Origin of the sequence: Salana multivorans (assembly GCF_003751805.1) — a bacterium.
Classification (GTDB): Bacteria; Actinomycetota; Actinomycetes; order Actinomycetales; family Beutenbergiaceae; genus Salana; species Salana multivorans.
In genome coordinates this window covers 1136352-1155785 of record NZ_RKHQ01000001.1, presented here as the reverse complement: position 1 = coordinate 1155785, position 19434 = coordinate 1136352, and the positions used below count along the sequence as shown (strand labels likewise).

General features: G+C 73.2%; 15 protein-coding genes. 5 read left to right on the top strand and 10 right to left on the bottom strand.

Going from position 1 to position 19434, the window contains the following annotated elements:
• Nucleotides 1–26 precede the first annotated feature (26 nt).
• Both metE and EDD28_RS05225 read left to right on the top strand, forming a co-directional pair.
• Nucleotides 27–2435, top strand: coding sequence for a 5-methyltetrahydropteroyltriglutamate--homocysteine S-methyltransferase (gene metE, locus EDD28_RS05230; RefSeq protein WP_123738644.1), 2409 nt, complete (start codon nt 27–29; stop codon nt 2433–2435).
• 167 nt (nt 2436–2602) lie between these two features.
• Nucleotides 2603–3556, top strand: coding sequence for a sugar-binding transcriptional regulator (locus tag EDD28_RS05225; RefSeq protein WP_123738643.1), 954 nt, complete (start codon nt 2603–2605; stop codon nt 3554–3556).
• Here the strand turns inward: EDD28_RS05225 and EDD28_RS05220 are convergent.
• From EDD28_RS05220 to EDD28_RS05185, 8 genes are all read right to left on the bottom strand, one after another.
• Nucleotides 3553–4188, bottom strand: a complete 636-nt coding sequence (locus EDD28_RS05220; RefSeq protein ID WP_170169360.1) for a beta/alpha barrel domain-containing protein — start codon at nt 4186–4188, stop codon at nt 3553–3555. The two genes, EDD28_RS05225 and EDD28_RS05220, sit on opposite strands and share 4 nt — an antisense overlap.
• A gap of 25 nt (nt 4189–4213) precedes the next feature.
• Nucleotides 4214–4816 carry a KpsF/GutQ family sugar-phosphate isomerase gene (locus EDD28_RS05215; RefSeq protein WP_123738641.1) on the bottom strand — a complete coding sequence of 201 codons (603 nt, stop codon included), beginning with the start codon at nt 4814–4816 and terminating at the stop codon, nt 4214–4216.
• Nucleotides 4813–5526 carry an L-ribulose-5-phosphate 4-epimerase AraD gene (gene araD, locus EDD28_RS05210; protein WP_123738640.1) on the bottom strand — a complete coding sequence of 238 codons (714 nt, stop codon included), beginning with the start codon at nt 5524–5526 and terminating at the stop codon, nt 4813–4815. Before araD ends, EDD28_RS05215 begins: the two co-directional genes overlap by 4 nt.
• A 25-nt stretch (nt 5527–5551) precedes the next feature.
• A complete protein-coding gene (locus EDD28_RS05205; protein WP_123738639.1) occupies nt 5552–7234 on the bottom strand; it encodes a ribulokinase in 1683 nt (560 codons plus the stop codon).
• Between the two features lie 47 nt (nt 7235–7281).
• Complete coding sequence (locus EDD28_RS05200; protein ID WP_123738638.1) at nt 7282–8247, bottom strand: ABC transporter permease; 966 nt, start codon at nt 8245–8247, stop codon at nt 7282–7284.
• A 43-nt stretch (nt 8248–8290) separates the two neighbouring features.
• Nucleotides 8291–9793 carry a sugar ABC transporter ATP-binding protein gene (locus EDD28_RS05195; protein WP_123738637.1) on the bottom strand — a complete coding sequence of 501 codons (1503 nt, stop codon included), beginning with the start codon at nt 9791–9793 and terminating at the stop codon, nt 8291–8293.
• Between the two features lie 67 nt (nt 9794–9860).
• Nucleotides 9861–10871: a sugar ABC transporter substrate-binding protein gene (locus EDD28_RS05190; protein WP_123738636.1), complete on the bottom strand. Its 1011-nt coding sequence runs from the start codon at nt 10869–10871 to the stop codon at nt 9861–9863.
• Between the two features lie 393 nt (nt 10872–11264).
• Nucleotides 11265–12419, bottom strand: coding sequence for a Gfo/Idh/MocA family protein (locus EDD28_RS05185; protein ID WP_123738635.1), 1155 nt, complete (start codon nt 12417–12419; stop codon nt 11265–11267).
• Between the two features lie 338 nt (nt 12420–12757).
• Between EDD28_RS05185 and EDD28_RS05180 the strand changes: the two genes are divergently transcribed.
• Nucleotides 12758–13408 carry a transaldolase family protein gene (locus tag EDD28_RS05180; protein WP_123738634.1) on the top strand — a complete coding sequence of 217 codons (651 nt, stop codon included), beginning with the start codon at nt 12758–12760 and terminating at the stop codon, nt 13406–13408.
• A gap of 116 nt (nt 13409–13524) precedes the next feature.
• Here the strand turns inward: EDD28_RS05180 and EDD28_RS05175 are convergent, their stop codons facing one another.
• Nucleotides 13525–15987: a hypothetical protein gene (locus EDD28_RS05175; protein ID WP_148059551.1), complete on the bottom strand. Its 2463-nt coding sequence runs from the start codon at nt 15985–15987 to the stop codon at nt 13525–13527.
• A gap of 78 nt (nt 15988–16065) precedes the next feature.
• On the opposite strand from EDD28_RS05175, the gene pheA reads away from it, so the two are divergent.
• The gene (pheA, locus tag EDD28_RS05170; RefSeq protein ID WP_123738632.1) at nt 16066–17025 is read left to right on the top strand and encodes a prephenate dehydratase; all 960 of its coding nucleotides are present in this window, start codon (nt 16066–16068) and stop codon (nt 17023–17025) included.
• Between the two features lie 212 nt (nt 17026–17237).
• Nucleotides 17238–18083 carry a hypothetical protein gene (locus EDD28_RS05165; RefSeq protein WP_123738631.1) on the top strand — a complete coding sequence of 282 codons (846 nt, stop codon included), beginning with the start codon at nt 17238–17240 and terminating at the stop codon, nt 18081–18083.
• Between the two features lie 63 nt (nt 18084–18146).
• On the opposite strand, the gene EDD28_RS05160 is transcribed toward EDD28_RS05165, so the two are convergent.
• Entirely contained in the window at nt 18147–19352 is a 1206-nt protein-coding gene (locus tag EDD28_RS05160; protein ID WP_123739946.1) for a diacylglycerol/lipid kinase family protein, read from the bottom strand.
• Nucleotides 19353–19434 lie beyond the last annotated feature (82 nt).

Sequence of the window (19434 nt, the reverse complement as noted above, 5' to 3'; positions counted from 1 at the left end):
GGGACACCCACACCCCGGAGAACCCCATGCCTTCCCCCACCGCACCCTCGACCAGCCCCGACGCCGCCGCGCTCCCCCGCGCGACGGTGCTCGGCTACCCCCGGATCGGCCGCGACCGCGAGCTCAAGCGCGCGCTCGAGAGCCACTGGGCCGGCCGCACCAGCGCGGCCGACCTCGCGGAGGCGGCCACGGCCCTGCGCGCCGCGACCGTCACCCGCCTGCGCGACCTCGGCCTGACCGAGCCGAGCTCCGTCCCGCTCGACTTCGCCCACTACGACCAGGTGCTCGACGTGACGCTCGCGCTCGGCGCCGTGCCCGAGCGGTTCGCCGGTCTCGTCGACCCCGCGGCCAGCACGCCGCTGGGCACGGACGTCGAGTTCGCTCTCGCGCGCGGCACCGCCGAGCAGCCGCCGCTCGAGATGACGAAGTGGTTCGACTCGAACTACCACTACCTCGTCCCGGAGATCGGCCCGCTGACGCCGCTCGCCTACCGCGGCAGCTCCCGCGTCGCGCACGTCCGCGAGGCCGCGGGGCTCGGCGTCGTCGGCCGTCCCGTGCTCGTCGGTCCCGTCACCTACCTGCTCCTGGCCAAGGCGAGCGCCGACGCCCCCGCCGGCTTCCGGCCGCTCGACCGCCTCGACGAGGTCGTCGCCGCCTACGCCCTCCTGCTCGCCGACCTCGCCGCGGCCGGGGCCGCCTGGGTCCAGCTCGACGAGCCGGCGCTCGTCAGCGACCTGTGGGAGGTGCCCCGCGAGGAGGTCACGGCCGCGACGGAGCGGGCGTACGCCGCCCTGACCTCCGCGGCCGTCGGCGAGGCGCGTCCGCGCATCCTCGTGGCCGCGCCCTACGGCCGCCTCGGCTGCGCGATCGACCCGCTGCTCGCCGCCGGCGTCGAGGCGATCGCGCTCGACCTCGTCCGCGGCGAGCTCCCGGCCCCGACGGCTCCGGACGGGACGACGCGCGACCTCTCGGGCGTGACGCTGCTGGCCGGCGTCGTCGACGGGCACAACGTGTGGCGCACCGACCTCGACGCCGCCGCGGCGACGGTCGCGGCCCTCGCCGGGGTCGCGGGCGGCCCGGTCGGCGTGACGACGTCCACCTCGCTGCTGCACGTGCCGCACACCGTGGCGGACGAGCTGGACGACGCGTCCGGGGACGCGGGCCGCTCCGACCTCGGCCCCGCCACGCTGCCGGCTCGCGTCGCCGGCTGGCTCGCGTTCGCCGACGAGAAGATCGGTGAGGTGCTCGCCGTCGCCGCCGGACCGGAGGCCGCCGCGGCCGCCTTCGAGACCAACCGCGCGGCGCTCGCGGACCGCGCGACCGCCCCCGGCGTCGTCGACCCGGCCGTGCGCGCCCGGGCGGCCGAGCTGTCGGCCGACTCGTTCTCCCGCGGGCCGTACGCGCAGCGGCGCGCGGCGCAGGAGGCGGCCCTCGCCGGCCTGCCGACGCTGCCGACCACGACGATCGGCTCGTTCCCGCAGACGCCCGAGCTGCGGCTCGCGCGGGCGGCGCTGCGCCGCGGCGAGCTCGACGCCGCGGCCTACGCCGACGCGATGCGGGCCGAGGTCGGCCGCGTCATCGCGCTGCAGGAGGAGCTCGGCCTCGACGTGCTGGTGCACGGCGAGCCGGAGCGCAACGACATGGTGCAGTACTTCGCCGAGCTGCTCGACGGGTTCGCGGTCACGCGCAACGGCTGGGTGCAGAGCTACGGCTCGCGCTGCACGCGACCGTCGATCCTGTGGGGCGACGTGTCCCGGCCCGAGCCGATGACGCTGGCGTGGGCGACCTACGCCGCGTCGCTCACGGACAAGCCGGTCAAGGGCATGCTCACCGGGCCGGTCACGATCCTGGCGTGGTCGTTCGTGCGCGACGACCTGCCGCTCGGCGAGACCGCCAACCAGGTCGCGCTCGCCCTGCGGGACGAGGTCGCGGACCTCGAGGCGGCCGGCATCGGCGTCGTCCAGGTGGACGAGCCCGCGCTGCGGGAGCTGCTGCCGCTGCGCTCGGCGGACCACGAGGCCTACCTCGACTGGTCGGTCGGGTCGTTCCGGCTGGCGACGTCGGGCGTGCGTCCCGAGACGCAGATCCACACGCACCTGTGCTACTCCGAGTTCGAGCTGATCCTCCCGGCGATCGACGCGCTCGACGCCGACGTCACCTCGATCGAGGCCGCCCGCTCGCGGATGGAGCTGCTGCCGGCGGCCGCCGGGTTCGAGCGGGGGATCGGCCCGGGCGTGTGGGACATCCACTCACCGCGCGTGCCGAGCGTCGAGGAGCTGGTCGAGCTGCTCGGGCTGGCGCTCGACTCGGTGGGGGAGCGGCAGCTCTGGGTGAACCCGGACTGCGGCCTCAAGACGCGCGGCTACGCGGAGACCCGGGCGTCGCTGGAGAACCTGGTCGAGGCGGCCCGGACCGTGCGCTCGCGCGTGGGCTGACCGGCCCCGGTCGACCACCGGCCGCGGCCGGACGGAGCGGGGGTGCGGGCGGCAGGCTCGCACCCCCGCGGTCGTCGGACGCGCCGGCGGACGCCGGCGCCGGCCCGGCGGGCCGCCGCCGTCCGTCCGGGTGTCCCGGGACGAGCCGCCGCCACTAGGCTGCTCACATGAGCGCGTCCCCGTCCTCGCAAGCCGCGTCCGCTCAGCTCACGGTCAAGGTCGCCCGCGCCTACTACCTCGAGGACAAGACCAAGCTCCAGATCGCGGCCGAGCTCGACATCTCCCGGTTCAAGGTGGCCCGGCTGCTGGCGCGGGCCCGCGAGACGGGCATCGTCACGGTGTCGATCCACGAGAACCCGAGCGCGGAGATGACGCTCGCGGCGCGCCTGCGGCACCGGTTCGGGCTGGTGGACAGCATCGTCGTCGCGCCGGTCGACCACGCGGCGGCCCGCGACCAGGTGGCGATGGCGGGCGCCGCGTTCCTCGCGACGCGGCTGAGCCCGCAGGACGTCGTCGGCCTCGCCTGGGGCCGGACCCTCGCGGCGATGTCCGGGTTCCTCGGCGGCCTGCCGCCGGTGCGCGCGATCCAGCTCAACGGCTCGCTCGGCGACGACCTCGCGATCTCGCCGATCGAGATCCTGCGGAGGGTGGTCACGTCGGCCGAGGGGCAGGCGGTGCCGATCTTCGCCCCGCTCCTCGTCGACAACCCCGAGGCGGCGACGACGATCCGCCGGCAGCCCGAGATCCGGCGCGCGTACGAGGCGTTCCACGACCTCACGATCGCCTGCCTGTCCGCGGGCTCGTGGGAGCCGACGACGAGCCAGCTCGTCGACCGGCTCGAGGAGTCCGAGCGGCTCGCCCTGGTCGAGGCCGGGGCGGTCGGCGAGGTGGCCGGCATCTTCCTCGACGCGCAGGGGCGCCCGCTGGAGATGCTCGCCGGACGGATGATCCGGATCCCGGTCGACCTGCTCGCGCGGGTGCCGCTCAAGATCGTGATCGCCGACGGCGTGCCCAAGGCGTCGATCGTGCTCGCCGCCATCCGGGCCGGACTGGTCGACGCCGTCGTCGTCGACCACGCGCTCGCGGCCGAGCTGCTCCGGCTGAGCGAGCCCGAGGACTAGCCGGGCTCGTCGCCCCCGACGGGCCCGTCGCCCCCGCCGAAGAAGCTGCGCCCGAGGACGAGGACGCTCGCGCCGGCCTCGACGCACGCCCCCGCGCGCTCGGGGGTGAGGCCGCCGTCGACACCGATCTCCGGGCCCGGCCCGACGAGGCGGCGCACCTCGCGGACGCGCTCCGGCGTCGTCGGGATGTACTGCGCCCCGCGCTCACCCGGCCGGCACGACATGACGAGCACGCCGTCGAGCTCCCCGCCGAACCCGGCGAGCAGCCCGACCTCGGTCTCCGGGGAGAGCGCCAGCCACGCCCGCGGTCCCCGTGCACGGATGAGCGCGAGGATCTCCCGGCCCTCCCGCTCCGGCTGGGCCTCGACGTGGAACGCGACCGTCCGCACGCCCGGGAGGGCGAAGACGTCGGCGCTGCGCCGGTTGTCCGACGTCATGAGGTGGACGTCGATGGGCAGGTCGGACGCCGCGAGCACCCGCTCGAGCTGGACGGCGTTGAGCCCCAGCTCGGGGACGAAGTGACCGTCCATGACGTCGAAGTGGAGGCCGTCGGCCCCCGCCGCCGCGGCCGAGCCGAGCGCCTCGGCGAGGTGCAGCGGGTCGGCGGCGTAGAGCGACGGCGTCGTGCGCACGCGTGGCGGTGCGCTCGTCGGGTGGTCAGCCACCGGCATTGAGGCGCTTGCCGACGGCGCCCCCGGGGTGGATCAGCGCGAACTGCGCCTTGGTGAACCCGCGCAGCTGCATCAGCTCGATCGTGATGGCGTCGAACATCGCGAGGACGCCGAGGATGGACGCGGTCGCCAGCATGTTGAACGGGTCGGGCTCGCGACCGGTGCGCACCTCCAGGAGGATGTCCGCCGTCCGGCCGAGGTCGGACTCGGGGTTCTGGGTGACGCCGACGACGACGGCCCCCTTGGCCTGGCACGGGGCGACGAGGCTCGTCATCTCCTCGGTCTGGCCCCCCTTGGTGAACAGGATGACGACGTCGCCGGGCTGCACGACGCCGAGGCCACCGTGGACCGCGTCCGCCGGCTCGAGGAAGAGCGCGGGGCACTCGACGCAGGAGAGCGTGTGCGCGATCTTGCGCGCGGCGGTGCCGGACGTGCCGCAGCCCGACGTCACGACCTTGCCGGTGCAGGCCTGGATGGCGTCGATGACCTGCTGGACCTGCTCGATCCGGCAGGTGTCGGCGAGCTCGCGGATGGCGTCGCTCTCGAGGTGGAGCGTCCGCTCGATGGCGGCGGACAGCTCGCCGCTCACCTGGTCACCTGGCCGTAGTAGGCGTCGGCCCCGAACTTCCGGTCGCGGTGCTTGACGTGCATGTGCTCGGGCAGCACGTCGGGCGTGCGACCGAGCAGCGTGCTCTCCAGGTAGGCCATCTCGGCCACGTACTCGAGCACCTGGGCGTTGGTGACGGCGGCCTCGGGCGAGGTCCCCCACGCGAACGGAGCGTGGTGCGCGAGGAGGATCGCCTGCATCCGCAGGCAGCGGTCGGGGCTCACGGCCTCCTCGATCGCGACGGCCTGGGCGGCCTCGTAGCCCGCGGCCACCTCGGCGGGGGTCAGCTCGCGCGTGCACGGGATCGGTCCGTCGAAGTAGTCGACGTGGGTGGTGCCGAGCGCCGGGATGTCGCGCATGGCCTGGGTCCAGACCGTCGCGAACTTGGAGTGGGTGTGCACGACGCCGCGCACGCCGTGGTCGCCGTAGAGCCGGTAGAGGGCCAGGTGCGTCGGGGTGTCGGTCGACGGCCGGTAGTCGCCGGCGACGGTGGTGCCGTCCAGGTCGAGCACGACCATGTGGTCGATCGTCATCTCGTCGTACGTCACGCCGCTCGCCTTGATCGCGATGACCCCGGCCTCGGCGTCGTAGCCCGAGACGTTCCCCCAGGTCGAGATCACGAGGTTGCGGGCGACGAGCTCGAGGTTGGCCTCGAGCACCGTCTGCCTCAGGTCGTGGAATCGGTCGTTCATTCTTCTCTCCAGCTCTTTCGGGGGGTCAGGCGGGGTACGCGGGGGTGCCGCTCGGGCGGCTCGCGGCGTCGGCGACGGCCCGGAGCCGCTTGAGCGGTCCGTTCGCCGCGCCGAGCAGGTCGTGCAGCTCGCGGTAGATCTCGTACAGCGGGTGGTAGGCGGCCACGGCGTCCTCGCGCGGGCGGTAGCGGGTGAACTCGCGGCACCCGAGCGCGTCGGTGGCCTCGGCGACCGTGTCGAAGCCGCCAGCCTCGCGCCCCGCCGCGACGGCACCGAACAGGGCCGATCCGTAGGCGGCGCTCTGCGCCAGGGCGGGGACGAGCACGTCCATGCCGCACACGTCGGCATAGACCTGGACGAGCAGGGCGTTCTTGCTCGGGATCCCACCCGCGGCGTAGAGCTCGGTCACCGGGACCCCGCTCTCGCGGAGCGTCTCGACGATCGTGCGGGTCCCGAACGCCGTCGCCTCGATGAGCGCCCGGTAGATCTCGGCCGGCGTCGACGCGAGGGTGAGGCCGACGACGACGCCGGTGAGGTCGGCGTCGACGAGGATCGACCGGTTCCCGTTCCACCAGTCGAGCGCGACCAGCCCGCTCGCCCCGACGGCGAGGGCCGCGGCCTGCCGCTCGAGCAGCTCGTGCGTCCCGATGCCGGCGGCGCGCGCCTGCTCCACGACGGCGTCGGGCACGCAGGTGCGGACGAACCAGTCGAAGATGTCGCCGACCGCCGCCTGGCCCAGCTCGTAGGAGACGAACCCGGGCGAGGTCCCGTCCTTGACCGCGCCGCACATGCCGGGCACCTCGCGCTGGACGTCGCCGAGCAGGAGGTGGCAGGTGGAGGTCCCGATGCTCATGACGAGCTGGCCGACCTGGTCCATCCCGAGCGCCGCCGGCACCACGCAGGCGTCGGACTGGGCGACCGCGACCGCGGTGCGCGTCGTCAGCCCCAGCTCGGCCGCCACCGCGGGGGAGAGGTGGCCGACGCGCCCCCCGACGGTCCGCACCGGGGCCGGCAGCTTCTCGGCGACGACGTTCTCCAGCAGCGGGTCCAGCGCGGCGAAGAAGTCGGTCCCGGGGTACCCGGTCCCCTCCTCCCACAGCGACTTGTAGCCGGCCATGACGTTGCTCTTCACGTGGGTGCCGGTCAGCTTGAAGCACAGCCAGTCGGCGACCTCGGAGAAGCGGTGCGCCGCGCGGTACACGTCCGGGGCCTCCGCGGCCACCTGCATGATCTTCGGGATCAGCCACTCGCTGCTGATGCGGCCCCCGTACCGGGCGAGGAACGGCTCGCCGCGCTCGGCGGCGATCCGGGTCAGCCGGTCGGCGTACGGCTGGGCGGCGTGGTGCTTCCACAGCGCCAGGTGGGCGAGCGGCACGTCCTCGAACTCGGGGTGGGAGCTGAGCGGCTCCATCTCCGCGTCGAGCGGCAGGACGGAGCACGACGTCGAGTCGAGCCCGATGCCGACGACGGCGTCCGGGTCGACCCCGGCGACGAGCCGGCGGACCAGCCGGACCAGCAGGTCCCAGTAGTCCCGCCCGTCCTGCAGCGCCCAGCCGGGGCCGAGCTGGGCGCCGCTCGGCAGCCGGGTCTCCATGACGCCGTGGGGGTAGCCGCCCTCCGCGCTCGCGACGATCGTGCCGTCGACCAGGTCGACGAGCTCGGCGCGGGCGGACTGGGTGCCGTAGTCGATACCGATGGCGTAGGGCATGTGCGTTCCTTCTCGGCTCCGCCGGGGTGGGCCGGGGTCAGGCGGGATCAGGCGGGCAGGTCGGCGAGGCGCTTGCGGATGCGCTGCGTCATGACGGAGAGCGCGACGGCGAGGATGAGGACGCCGCCCTGGACGACCATCTGCACGTAGTCGTTGACGTTGAGCATGACCATGCCGGTCTTGAGGACGCCCATGATGACGGCGCCGACCAGGACGAGGCTGATCTTGCCCTCGCCGCCGGTGAGGGCGATGCCGCCGAGGACGACGGAGGTGATCGCTTCCATCTCGTACCCGGAGGCGGCACCCGGCTGGCCGGAGTTGGTCCGCGAGAGCAGCACGAGGCCGGCGACGCCGGCCAGGAGGCCCGAGACCATGTAGGTGAAGATCTTGACCCAGCCGACGTTGATGCCGGACAGGCGGGACGCCTCCTGGTTGCTGCCGACGCCGTAGATGTACCGGCCCATGGTGGTGCGGCCGAGGAACCAGATGGCGAAGCCGTACAGCGCGAGCAGCAGGATGACCGGGTAGGGCAGGCCGAGGAACGTGCCCGACGCGAACTGCCCGAACGTGGTGGAGAAGCCGAAGACGGGCAGGCCGCCGGTGATGATGAAGGCCAGACCGCGCAGCGACGTCATGGTGGCCAGCGTCGCGATGAGCGGTGGCACCGCGATCTTGGTGATGAGGAGCCCGTTGATCGCGCCGTAGACCCCGGCGATGAGGACCGTAACGAGGCACGCGAGGAGGACGGGCATCCCGTTGAGCATGAGGATGGCGGCCGTGACCGCGGAGACGGCCGCGACGGATCCGACGGAGAGGTCGATCCCCCCGGTCAGGATGACGAAGGCGCTGCCGATGGAGACGATTCCGATGATCATGATCTGCTTCAGGATCGTGACCATCGTCCCGACGGTCATGAAGTTCGGCGACATCACCGAGAAGAAGATCAGCAGGGCGATCAGCATCAGGAGGATGCCGTAGTTGAGGGCGAACATCGCCAGGCTCTTGTGGCGCATGGGAGCGTTCTTTCTTGGTCGAGGGGGAGGCGAGAACGCCCGGTCAGTCGTCCGCGTGGAGCGGATCGAGACCCGAGGCCATCTCCAGGATTGTCTGTTGCGAGTACTGCGGCGGACTCAGCTCGCCGACGATGCGGCCCTCGCGCATCACGAGGATCCGGTCGGACATCCCGATGAGCTCCGGCATCTCGCTGCTGATGAGGATGATGGCCTTGCCCGCCTGGGCCAGCCGCGTCATCAGCTCGTAGATCTCCTGCTTCGCCCCGACGTCGATCCCGCGGGTCGGCTCGTCGAGGATGAGGATCTCGCAGTCCGTCGCGAGCATCTTCGCGAGGACGACCTTCTGCTGGTTCCCGCCCGAGAGGTTGGCCACGAGCTGCCAGCTCCCGGGCATCTTGATCCGAAGGCTCGAGGCGTAGGAGTCGACGACGTCGCGCTCCCTGCCCGTCCTCACGACGCCGGCGACGGCGAGCTGCTTGAGGCAGGCGTAGGTCACGTTGTCGCGCACCGGGCGGTTGAGCACGACGCCCTGCGCCTTGCGGTCCTCCGGGATGAGGCCGATCTTGTTCGCGAGCGCGGTGCGGGTCGACCTCGGCCGGTAGTTCCGCCCCCGCACCCGCATGGTGCCGCCCGTCATCGGGTCGGCCCCGAAGACGAGGCGCGCGACCTCGGTCCGACCGGCGCCGATGAGGCCGCCGAGGCCGACGATCTCGCCCTCGCGGACGTGGAAGGAGATGTCCGTGACGTCCTTGCTCGTGACGCCGCTGGCCTCGAACACGACGTCGCCGGGGGAGCGGTCGGCGTGCGGGTAGTCGCTGTTGAGCTCGCGGCCGACCATGAGCGAGATGAGCTCGCGCTCGCCGATGTCCGCGGTGCGGCTGGTCGTCGAGAGCTTCCCGTCCACCAGGACGGTGACCCGGTCGCACAGCCGGAAGACCTCGTCCAGCCGGTGGGAGACGAACAGGATCGTCACGTTGCGCTCGCGGAGCCGCTCGATGATCCCGAAGAAGACCTCGGTCTCGCTCACCGTGAGCGGCGCGGTCGGCTCGTCCATGATGATGAACTTCGCGTTCGTCGCGACGGCCTTCACGATCTCGACGATCTGCTGGTACGCGACGCCGAGGTTGTGCACCTGGGCCTTCACGTCGATCCGGATGCCCATCTGGTCGCAGAGCTGCTGCGCCTCGCGGTTCATCCGGGCGACGTCCCGGACGCCGCCCCGGTGCAGCTCGCGGCCGTAGAAGATGTTCTCCGCGACCGTGAGGAACGGCACCAGACTGAACTCCTGGTAGACCGCGGCGATGCCGAGCGCCATCGCCTTGCGCGGCGTCAGGTCGTGCAGCTCGCTCCCGTCGAACGCGATCTCACCCGACGTCGGGTGGATCGCGCCGGTGAGGATCTTGATGAGCGTGGACTTCCCGGCCCCGTTCTCACCGCACAGCGCGTGGACCTCCCCCTCGGCGATCTCGAAGGAGACGTCCTGAAGGGCGTGAACGCCCGCGTAGTTCTTTGAGACCTCTCGGATCTCGACGAGGTTCCTCGTCATCAGCGTCCTCCTCGACCCTGAGGTGCCCCGTGCGCCGGTGGCGGGACCGGCGCACGGGGCGGTCGTGTCACTCGGTCTTGGACGCCTCGTAGGAGCCGTCGAGCACGTCGGCCTGGGGGACCGGGACGTAGGGGAGCATGATGGTCTCCTGCTCGGCCGGGATGCCCTCGGTGACGTACTTGTAGAGGATCTCCGCGCTCTCGTAGCCGCCCTTGTACGGGAACAGGTCGACGGTGCCGCGGTAGATGCTGTTCGGCTCCTTCATCTTGGCGAGCGCCTCGGCCGTCGCATCGCCGGAGAACACGGCGCGGTCCTCGCCGACGGCGTTGCCGCCGACCATGGCCTGGTAGCCGCCGATGGCGCCGGAGTCGTTCGTGCCGACGACCAGGTTGAGGTCCGGGTGCTGCTGCAGCACGGACTCGATGATCTGCATGCCCTGCTCCGGCGTGTCACCGGCCTGGCGGGAGACGATGTCGGCGTTGGGGCAGATCTCGAGGATGGACTCCTCGACGCCGTTCCCGCGGGGGATGACGGCCTCGACGTTGTCCTGGGAGATGATCGCGACCTTGACGTTGCAGTCGAGCGTGTCCTTGGCCCACTCGGCCGCCTGGGTCCCGATCGAGACGCCGTAGTCGTACTCGTCGAGCGTGTAGATGAGGTTGGCGTTGTCCTGCGGCTGGGCGATGGACGCCGTCGCGATGCCCTTGCTCTTCGCCGTCTCCACGAGGTCGCGGGTCGCGTTGGGGTCGATCGGGATGAACGTGAAGCCGCTGTAGCCGTCGTTGATGAGGTTCTCGATGTCGCTGACCTGCTTGTCGACCTTGTACTGGGAGTCGATCGTGAGGCACTGGATCCCGAGGTCCTTGCAGGCGGCCTCGAACCCGTTCTTGACCTCGACGGTCCACGGGTTCGCCAGGTTCATGCTGACGTAGGCGAGCTTGATGTCGCTCGTGCTGGTCGTGCCGCCCGTCGACTCGCCGCCCGTGCTCTGCGAGTCGCCCGGGGCCTGCTGGGAGCACGCGGCGAGCGCGGCGGCTGCCAGCAGCCCCGTCGCCAGGGCGAGTGCCTTCTTCTTCATGTCGATGCACCTTCTGGAGTTGGTGGTGGGGGGTGCTCGGTACGGCCCTTGCTGAGCGCCTCGCCGGGCTCGAGAAGGGTGCGAGCCGGGAAGTCGGCACTCTCCGCCTCAGCGCAGGTCGTGCCGCAGCCCGGGATCTCGACGACTGTCGTCTCCACCTCGAGCACCTTCCTGGTCGGACCATCCGCGGGCCGTACCTGGATCATATGAGCGATTGAACCCTAACATCGGGCTGGTTTGACCGTCAATACGGTAGCGAATCGCTCAGATGAGCGAACGCTCGGATTCAGAACCACCTCGCCGGACGCGCGGTGGTCACGGCCGACCCACCCCGGACACGACGATGCCGTGGCACGGGGGCGTCCCCCGTGCCACGGCATCGATCGCGGCGGTCTAGAGCTGGACCCAGGTGTTCCCGGCCTCCTGGCTGTCGACGCACGCGTTGAAGAACCGGACCCCGGCCAGGCCCATCGAGAGCGTCGGGTACCCGTAGTCGTGCTCGGGGGTGACGACGCCGGCCTGGCGGTCGCGCACCGCGTCCGTGAACGCGCTGTAGATGTTCGCGAACGCCTCCGTCAGGCCCTCCGGGTGCCCCTTCGGGGTCCGCAGGTACTTGAGCGACTCGGGGCGGGAGTAGGAGCTGCCCCGGGAGAGGATCTGCGCCGGCTGGTCGCGCAGGCGCAGCACGAGGTAGTTGTTGTTCTCCTGCCAGAACTCGATCGAGCCCTTCTCGCCGAGCAGGATCACCTTGAAGGCGTTGTCGTAGCCGACGGCGACCTGGCTGCCCCAGAAGAAGCCCGAGGCGCCGTTCTCGAACTTGGTGATGACCTGGAAGTTGTTGTCCAGCATCGTCCCCGCGCCGATGGCCTCGAGGTTGGCCAGGACGGCGGTGACGCGCAGGCCCGTGACGTAGTGGACCCAGTTCTCCATGTGCGAGCCGATGTCGCCGATCGCGGCGCCGCGGCCCGAGAGCTCGGGGATCGAGCGCCACGTCTTGTCCTGCTCGGTCTCCTGCTCCAGCGCGTCGACCAGCCAGTCCTGCGGGTACTCGACGACGACGGTCCGGAGCTGGCCGATGACCCCGTCCTCGTAGAGCGCCCGCGCCTCGCGGGACATGGCGTGCCCCGTGAAGGTGTGCATGAGGCAGAAGAGCGTGCCCGACTCGGCGGCGACCAGCTCGAGGTCCTCGCCCTCCTCGGGGGTGAGGCACAGCGGCTTCTCGCACGCGACGTGGATGCCCTGCTGCATGAACGCCTTCGACGCGGGGTAGTGGAAGGCGTTGGGCGTGCTGATGTCGACGAAGTCGATGCCGTCGGGACGGGCCGCCTCCGCGACGGCCATCTCCTCCGCCGAGGCGTAGACGCGGTCCTCGGCCACGCCGAGCTCCGCGCCGATCCGCCTCGACTTCTCCAGGTCGTGGGAGAACACCCCAGCCACCAGCTCGGTGTCCCCGTTCAGGCGCAGCGCGTTGCGGTGGAGCGCACCGACGCTCGTGGCGTCGCCACCCCCGACCATGCCGAAGCGCAGGCGCCGTGAGTCGTTCGTCATGAGATTCCCTTTCGCGTCAACCGGTGACGTCACTGTGTGTCTTCAACGAGTGCCGGCGAGGCGCGAAGCAGGGCGGAGGACGCCCCGGAGGGAGAAGGGCCGGGAGCCTCGAGGGGCGCTCCGGCGATCCGTCGCCGTGCCGGTGATCCATCCGGCACTGCCACGTGGGCCGAGGGCGAGGAGCTGGAGAGCGCGGAGGCTCCGGACTCTCGATCTGCAGCGCGAGTCGGCCTGCAGCTCGCCGCGAGACTATCACGCTGTCCCGTCCCGGCCGGGGGCCGAGACGGCCGTGCTGCTAGCCTCGGGCCGCCGACCAGCAGCCGGACCGAGGAGGATCCATGCTCTACATCGACTCGGCCGACCGCGCCGCCGTCGAGCGGCTCCTGCACACCGGCCTGTTCGCCGGGATCACCACGAACCCGACGATCCTCAGGCGATCCGGGCTCGGTCCCGCCGACGCCCGGGACGTGCACGCCTGGGCCGTCGCCGCCGGTGCCGGCGTCGTCTACCTCCAGGCCACGGGCGCGACGGCGCGGGAGCTGGCCGACGACGGTGCGCGGCTGCGCGACCTCGGGGCCGACGTCGTGGTCAAGCTGCCGGCGACGACCCCGGGCCTGACCGCGGCGCGCCGCCTCACCGGGCGGGGCGTCCCGGTGCTCGTGACCGCGGTCTACCACGCGTCCCAGGCCGTGCTCGCCGACGCCGCCGGTGCCTCGGGGATCGCGCCGTACGTCGGGCGGATGGACGACCTCGGCCTCGACGGCGTCGCCCAGACGCGGATGCTGCACGAGGCGCTCGCGGCATCGGGGCGGGGGTGTCGCGTCCTGGCCGCCAGCGTCCGGACGCTGGACCAGGTGGCCGAGCTGTCCGCCGCCGGGGTCGGCGACCTCACGCTCTCGGTGGCGCTGTGCGACGCCCTGCTCGACCAGGAGCACAGCGTCGCGGCCGCCGCCCGGTTCGAGCGCGACGCCGCTGGCGTCACGGACTGACCCGTCCGCTCCGTGCGGATCCTTCCCCGCGCACGCGCTGACTCGCGGCGTGTCTCGGGGACACGCCGCGGATCGCGCGCTCCGGGGTGCGCCGATCCGCAGGGAGCGGACGGCCCTCAGCCGGTCGGGGTCGCGGGCGCCGCCGGTGGCGCCACGACCATGACCTCGGTCCGGGTGAGCATCCAGCTCGCGCACGCGGCCAGCAGCAGCGGCACGGCGAGCGCCACCCCGTAGGCCGGGATCGCGATGCCGGAGTCGTTGACGGCGAACCCGATCCCCATCGCGACGGCGAGCGCCACCAGCCCCGGGCGCAGCATCGGCGTCACGTCGCCCATCTGCGAGATCGGCGCGCCACCGGACAGCCACCCGAACCGGCCGCCGCCGGGCTCGGTGAGCGCCTTCGACACGGGCCGGGCCAGCACGAACACGACGAGCAGCACGCCGGCGAGCGCGAGGATCGTCAGCGGGCGGTTGTTCGCGAGGATGCGCAGGTTCGCCTCGAGCTTGCGCAGCACGACGTCCCACGCGCCGCCGTCCAGCAGCGTCTCGACGAAGCGGCCGAGGTGCGAGCGGCTGGCCGGTGGCCGCAGGTAGTCGAGGAACGCGAACCCGCCGACCGCGACGGCGCCGGCCAGGAGCACCGTCGCGACCCGCCGCCAGGTGAGCCGCACCCCCAGCGCCATGAGCGTGAGCAGCGCGAACGCCGGGACGATCGCCGGCGGGCCGCCGAAGTCGGCGCCGATCGACGGCGCGCCGTCGAGCACCGTCGCCACCAGGCCGACCGCCGCGACCACGAGCGCCGCGAGCCGGCGCCGACCCGCCCGGACCAGCGGGTTCGTCACGGCCACCACGAGCAGGATGCACGCCGTGGTGAACAGCGCGAACGCCGTGTTGTTGAACCCGTAGAACCGGCCGGCCACGAGCACGGGCACGCCCATGACGGCCGAGAGCTGCAGCGTCGCGCCGGTCACCACGTCGAGGCCGATGACGAGGGCCGTCAGGCCCGAGACGATCCCGAGCGGCGCGAGGATGCCGTCCCGCCACGGGCCGGCGAGCGCGAGCGCCGTGATGAGCGCGACGAACACCGCCGAGTACAGCGCGAGCCCCAGCGCGGGCGGGGAGAACCGCCACCACGGCAGGAGGTTGGTCAGCAGCGTCGCGACCGGCACCGACGCCAGCGCGACCGACACGGTCCGCACGCCGCGCAGGATGCGCGGGCGGATGATGCTGAGCGGCTCGTCGCCGCCGTCGACGTGCAGCCACCGGCCCAGCAGCGCGCCGAGCCGCGTCGTCGCCGGGCGCGTGAGGCCCAGCGCCACGAGCGCGTAGAGCACCACGTTCGCGATGACGAGCAGGAGGTAGAAGGGCGCGAGGATCGGCCGCTGCGCCTGCGCGTGGGTGTTGTCGTCGACGAGGCCGGCGATGCGCGCGTCCCCCGCCTCGGGGGTCGCATCGCCGACGACGACGCGGGGCGGTGCCCCGACCAGCACCGCGCCGGACGCCGCCCGGACCTCGAGCCCGAGCGTGTCGAGGAACCAGGGCAGCAGGTCGGTCGAGAGGACGTAGCCGTGCTGCCGGGTCGACGACGTCGTGAGCGTCCCGGGCAGCGTGCTCGTGCCGGCGCTGCGCGCGAGGAGCACCTGGAGCGCCGGCGTGCGGCCGGAGTCGCCGAGCGAGGCGACGACGACGAGGGGGTCGGCCGTCAGCGTCCGGCCGGCGCCGGCCGGGTCGGCGTCGAGCGCCGCCGCCACGCCGGCGAGCGCGGCCGCGGCGGCGGACTCGATCGCGGCGACCTGCGCCGCGCGGTGCTCGTCCGGGTCCGGCGCGACGACGGACGGGTCGACGCTGCCGTCCTCCAGGCGCGGCGCCACCCAGTCCTGGACCGAGCCGAGGTCGACGACGACGACGTCCTGCGACGCGACGAGCTCGGCCACCAGGTCCTCGAGGTCCGCCGGATCCGCCGGTCGGGGGATCGCGCGTCCGGCGACGGCGCCGTCAGCGGTCGCGAGCGCGATCGCCGCCCCCGGGCCGACGGCGCTGGCGCGCAGCCCGTCCGCGGCGATCTCGTCGCCGAGCAGCCCGATCCGGGCGGCGTAGCTGGAGTCGCCGGCCGCCGTCGCGTAGTCGGCCCAGCCCGGGACGGGAGACCCGACGCCGTCCGCGGTCGCCGGGTCCGGCTCGACGAGCTGGCGGCAGCGCTGGCCGCCGATCTCGGTGACGCGCTCGTCGGCCGGCAGGTCGACGGAGCGGCTGCCCGACGACACCGCGAGCCATCCCTCGGCCGGGCACGTGGTCGTCCGCTGGTTGCGCACGACGAGGCTGCCGATCGCGCCGTCCTGCGCCGCGGCCCACAGGACGGGCGTCAGCTCAGGGTCGAGGTCCTCCCACTGCAGGCCGCTCGTCCCGAGCAGCACGAGCGGCCTGGCGCCCGTCGGCGACCCGTCGCCGGCGGAGTCCGAGGACTCGTCCGCGCGCGCGGGCGCGCCGAGGACGGCGATGGCTCCGACGACGGTGCCGAGCAGGAGCGCGGCGGCGAGGACGAGAGCCAGCACGCGGATGGACCGGCGGTGGGGCTGCACCCAGCCAGCGTAGGTGAGCCGCTAGGGTCACCCGGGGACGATGCCGCACAGCCGGCGTCGCGATTGCGAGGAGAAACCATGGAGACGTCGAGCCGCCGGTACGCGTTCCTCGGGCCGGTCGGGACGTTCACGGAGGCCGCGCTGCTCCAGGTGGCCCCGGACGCCGAGCACCTGCCGATGCCGGACGTCGTCTCCGCGCTCGACGCCGTGCGCCAGGGCACAGCCGACCGCGCCGTCGTGCCGATCGAGAACTCCGTCGAGGGCGGCGTGAGCGCGACGCTGGACACGCTCAGCTCCGGGGCGCCGCTGGTCGTCGTCGGCGAGGCCCTCGTCCCGATCTCGTTCGTGCTCGCCGCCCCGGCCGGGACGCGGCTGGAGGACGTGCGCGCCATCGCCACCCACCCGCACGCCTGGGCGCAGTGCCGCGGGTCCGTGGCCCGGCTGGTCCCTGGCGCGGTCCACGTCCCCGCGACGTCGACGGCCGCCGCCGGCGCGCTGCTCGCCGAGCGGGCGGCGGCGGGCGAGCCCCGCGGCTCGGTCGGGTACGACGCCGCGCTCATGGCGCCGCACTCGGCCGCCGCGTACGGGCTCCAGGTGCTCGCGGCCGGCGTCGAGGACAACCCGGGGGCGGTGACGCGGTTCGTCGTCGTCGGCCGGCCGGGCCGCGTGCCCGCGCGGACGGGCGCCGACAAGACGACGCTGTTCGTCCACCTGCCGCACGACGACGCCGGCGCCCTGCTCACCATGCTGGAGCAGTTCGCGACGCGCGGGGTCAACCTCTCCCGGATCGAGTCGCGTCCGCTCGGCGACGCGCTCGGGCGGTACGCCTTCTCGATCGATGCCGAGGGGCACCTCGAGGACGAGCGCATCTGGGCCACGCTCCAGGGGCTGCACCGCGTGTGCCCCCGGGTGGTGTTCCTCGGTTCCTACCCCCGAGCCGACCGTCGACCGGTCTCACCCGCGCCGGGGTTCGCGGACGAGGACTACGCCGCCGCGCGTGCGTGGGTCGAGTCGCTGCGCGGCGACGGGCCGGCCTGATCCGGCACGGCTGATCGCGCCGTCGCCCCGGCGCGGCTGACCGGCCCCCCGGCCGGGTCGGCGTTCGCCGCGCGCCCTCGGGCGATCGGACCTACCCTGGAGAGCGCGGCACCACGGCAGCCGCAGCTCATGGCAGGGGGCCATCACGAGCGACGTCGGTCGCTCGCGCCCGGAACCCGGCCGAGATCATCATCGAAACCGGGGGTTTCCACGTGAACGACAACTGTCTGGCGGAGACGGGGCTTGGTGGCGGCAGCGCCGTCGTCCTCGTCGCCGCGCTGATCCTTGTGACCGGCCTCGTCGCCCTGCTCGCCTCGCGGCGCGCGCGGGCACTCGGCCGCAGCGGGGCGCTGGGCGTGGTCGCCCTCGTGACCGCCGGCATCCTCGTCGCGGGGACGATGGTCGCGCCGTCCGCGTCGGCCAACGAGAACTGCCCGCCGGCTGGCAGCCAGCCGACGGCCACGGCCTCCGCGTCGCCGAGCGCGACGCCGAGCGCCTCCGAGACGCCGAGCGCGACGCCGTCGGAGACGCCGAGCGTCGAGCCGAGCCCGTCGGAGACGCCGAGCGTCGAGCCGAGCCCGTCCGAGACGCCGAGCGTCGAGCCCAGCCCCACCCCGACCGTCGAGCAGTGCGGTGAGAACGAGGAGTGGGCCGACGGATCGTGCGTGTGCGTGGACGGCTACGTCCGGATCGAGGGCGTCTGCGTCCCGGTCGAGCTGGCCGAGTGCACGGGCATGAACGAGGTGTGGGACGGGCAGGCGCAGTCGTGCGTGTGCCTCGATGGTTACGGCCGCGACCCGATCAGCAACGTCTGCATCGCTATCGACGCGCTCCCGGCCGACTGTGGCGAGGGCGACTCTGGCGGCGGCGGTGGCGACGGCGGCGTGCGTGCGGGTTCTCCCGCCACGCGGAGCGGCGATTGCCAGGTGGTCGCTCCGCCGGAGGAGTGCGACGGTAGCGAGAGCGACATCGGTGGGGTCCGTGCGGGTGCCCCGGCCGTCCGGAGTGGCGACTGTGGTGACGGCGGTGGCCACGGTAGCGACGTCGGCGGTGTCTAGGCCCATCCAGCCCGTCCGGGCCATCTGAGCGCGCGTCCGGGTCGACGCGGAGCGGGCTGGACGTCAGCGACGGACGCGGACGACCAGCCCGCTCTCCTCGATCCGCACGTGCAGCTCGACGGCCTCGCCGACCACGTCGCCGTCCACCTGGACGGGCTCGGGCTGGTCGAGCGCGACCGTCGCGGTCCGCCCGCGGAGGAAGTCGATGCTGGCCGCGTCGTAGGGCATCTCCCGGCGCCAGCCGAGGCCCTGGAGCATGACGCGCCAGAACAGCGAGACCCATCCGAACAGCCAGCCGCGCGTGTCGACGGCGGCGATGTCGAGGTAGCCGTCGTCGATCTCGGCGTCCGGCAGCAGGACGATCCCGGCCGGCAGCCGACCGCAGTTCGCGAACAGCAGCGTCCGCACGCGATAGGTGCGCCACGACCCGTGGCCGACCTTCATCGCCAGCCGCGTCCGCCGGGCGCCGAGGTGCCGCACGGCCCGCAGGAAGTAGGCGACCCAACCGATCCGGCGCTTGAGCCCCTCGTCGGTGTCGGCCATGGTCGCCGCGTCGAACCCGGTGCCGGCCATGACGAGGAAGAGGTGCTCGCTCGGCTGGGCCGGGGTCGGCTCGGGATCCGGCCCGGTCTCGGCGTCGGAGCCGTCGGAGGCGTCGGCCTCGTCGCCCGGGTCGGGATCGCGACGCTCGGCCGGCGGCGGGACGAGCCGCAGCCAGGCGGCGTCCATCGCCATGTCCCGGCCGGACAGCGCGGTCTGGACGAGCGACGTCACGGTGTCCAGCGGCAGGTCGAGGTTGCGCGCCAGGAGGTTGCCGGTCCCGGACGGGATGAGCCCCATCGGGATGCCGGTCCGGACGAGGGACCGTGCGACCTCGCGCACCGTCCCGTCGCCCCCGGCGGCGACGACGACGCTGGCCCCCCGGCTGATCGCCTCGGCGGCCTGGGCGCGGCCGGGCTCCTCGGCCGTCGTGAGGAACAGGAGCGGGTCGGGCAGGCCCAGCTCCCGCGAGGTCGTCCTCGCCATCTCCTCCAGGCGCGCGACGTCCGCGACCTTGGTCGGGTTGATGACGAACGCGGCCGGGCCGAGCGCGGCGGGGGAGCCGTCGTCGTCGACCGAGCGGGGCAGGACGGGCAGCGCGCGCGGCGCCTGCGTGCGCGGTGCGGCGAGGGCGGAGCGCTGGGCGCGGTAGGTCTCGACGGCCAGCACGAGGGCGATCGCCGCCAGGGCGGTGGCGATGATCCCGAGTGCGAGGGCCGCGTGGAGCATGTGCTCACGGTAGGCCACGGCGGTCGATGCCACCGGATGGGCGCGTCGTCCCCGGACCGGGTTCGGGACACGGTCGATCAGC

What these genes read in the sequence shown, in the direction of transcription:
- metE (WP_123738644.1), top strand. Translation starts at nt 27, where the DNA reads ATGCCTTCCCCCACCGCACCCTCGACCAGCCCCGACGCCGCCGCGCTC.
- pheA (WP_123738632.1), top strand. Translation starts at nt 16,066, where the DNA reads ATGGAGACGTCGAGCCGCCGGTACGCGTTCCTCGGGCCGGTCGGGACG.
- EDD28_RS05180 (WP_123738634.1), top strand. Translation starts at nt 12,758, where the DNA reads ATGCTCTACATCGACTCGGCCGACCGCGCCGCCGTCGAGCGGCTCCTG.
- EDD28_RS05185 (WP_123738635.1), bottom strand. Translation starts at nt 12,419, where the DNA reads ATGACGAACGACTCACGGCGCCTGCGCTTCGGCATGGTCGGGGGTGGC.
- EDD28_RS05225 (WP_123738643.1), top strand. Translation starts at nt 2,603, where the DNA reads ATGAGCGCGTCCCCGTCCTCGCAAGCCGCGTCCGCTCAGCTCACGGTC.
- EDD28_RS05205 (WP_123738639.1), bottom strand. Translation starts at nt 7,234, where the DNA reads ATGCCCTACGCCATCGGTATCGACTACGGCACCCAGTCCGCCCGCGCC.
- EDD28_RS05200 (WP_123738638.1), bottom strand. Translation starts at nt 8,247, where the DNA reads ATGCGCCACAAGAGCCTGGCGATGTTCGCCCTCAACTACGGCATCCTC.
- araD (WP_123738640.1), bottom strand. Translation starts at nt 5,526, where the DNA reads ATGAACGACCGATTCCACGACCTGAGGCAGACGGTGCTCGAGGCCAAC.
- EDD28_RS05195 (WP_123738637.1), bottom strand. Translation starts at nt 9,793, where the DNA reads ATGACGAGGAACCTCGTCGAGATCCGAGAGGTCTCAAAGAACTACGCG.
- EDD28_RS05190 (WP_123738636.1), bottom strand. Translation starts at nt 10,871, where the DNA reads ATGAAGAAGAAGGCACTCGCCCTGGCGACGGGGCTGCTGGCAGCCGCC.
- EDD28_RS05160 (WP_123739946.1), bottom strand. Translation starts at nt 19,352, where the DNA reads ATGCTCCACGCGGCCCTCGCACTCGGGATCATCGCCACCGCCCTGGCG.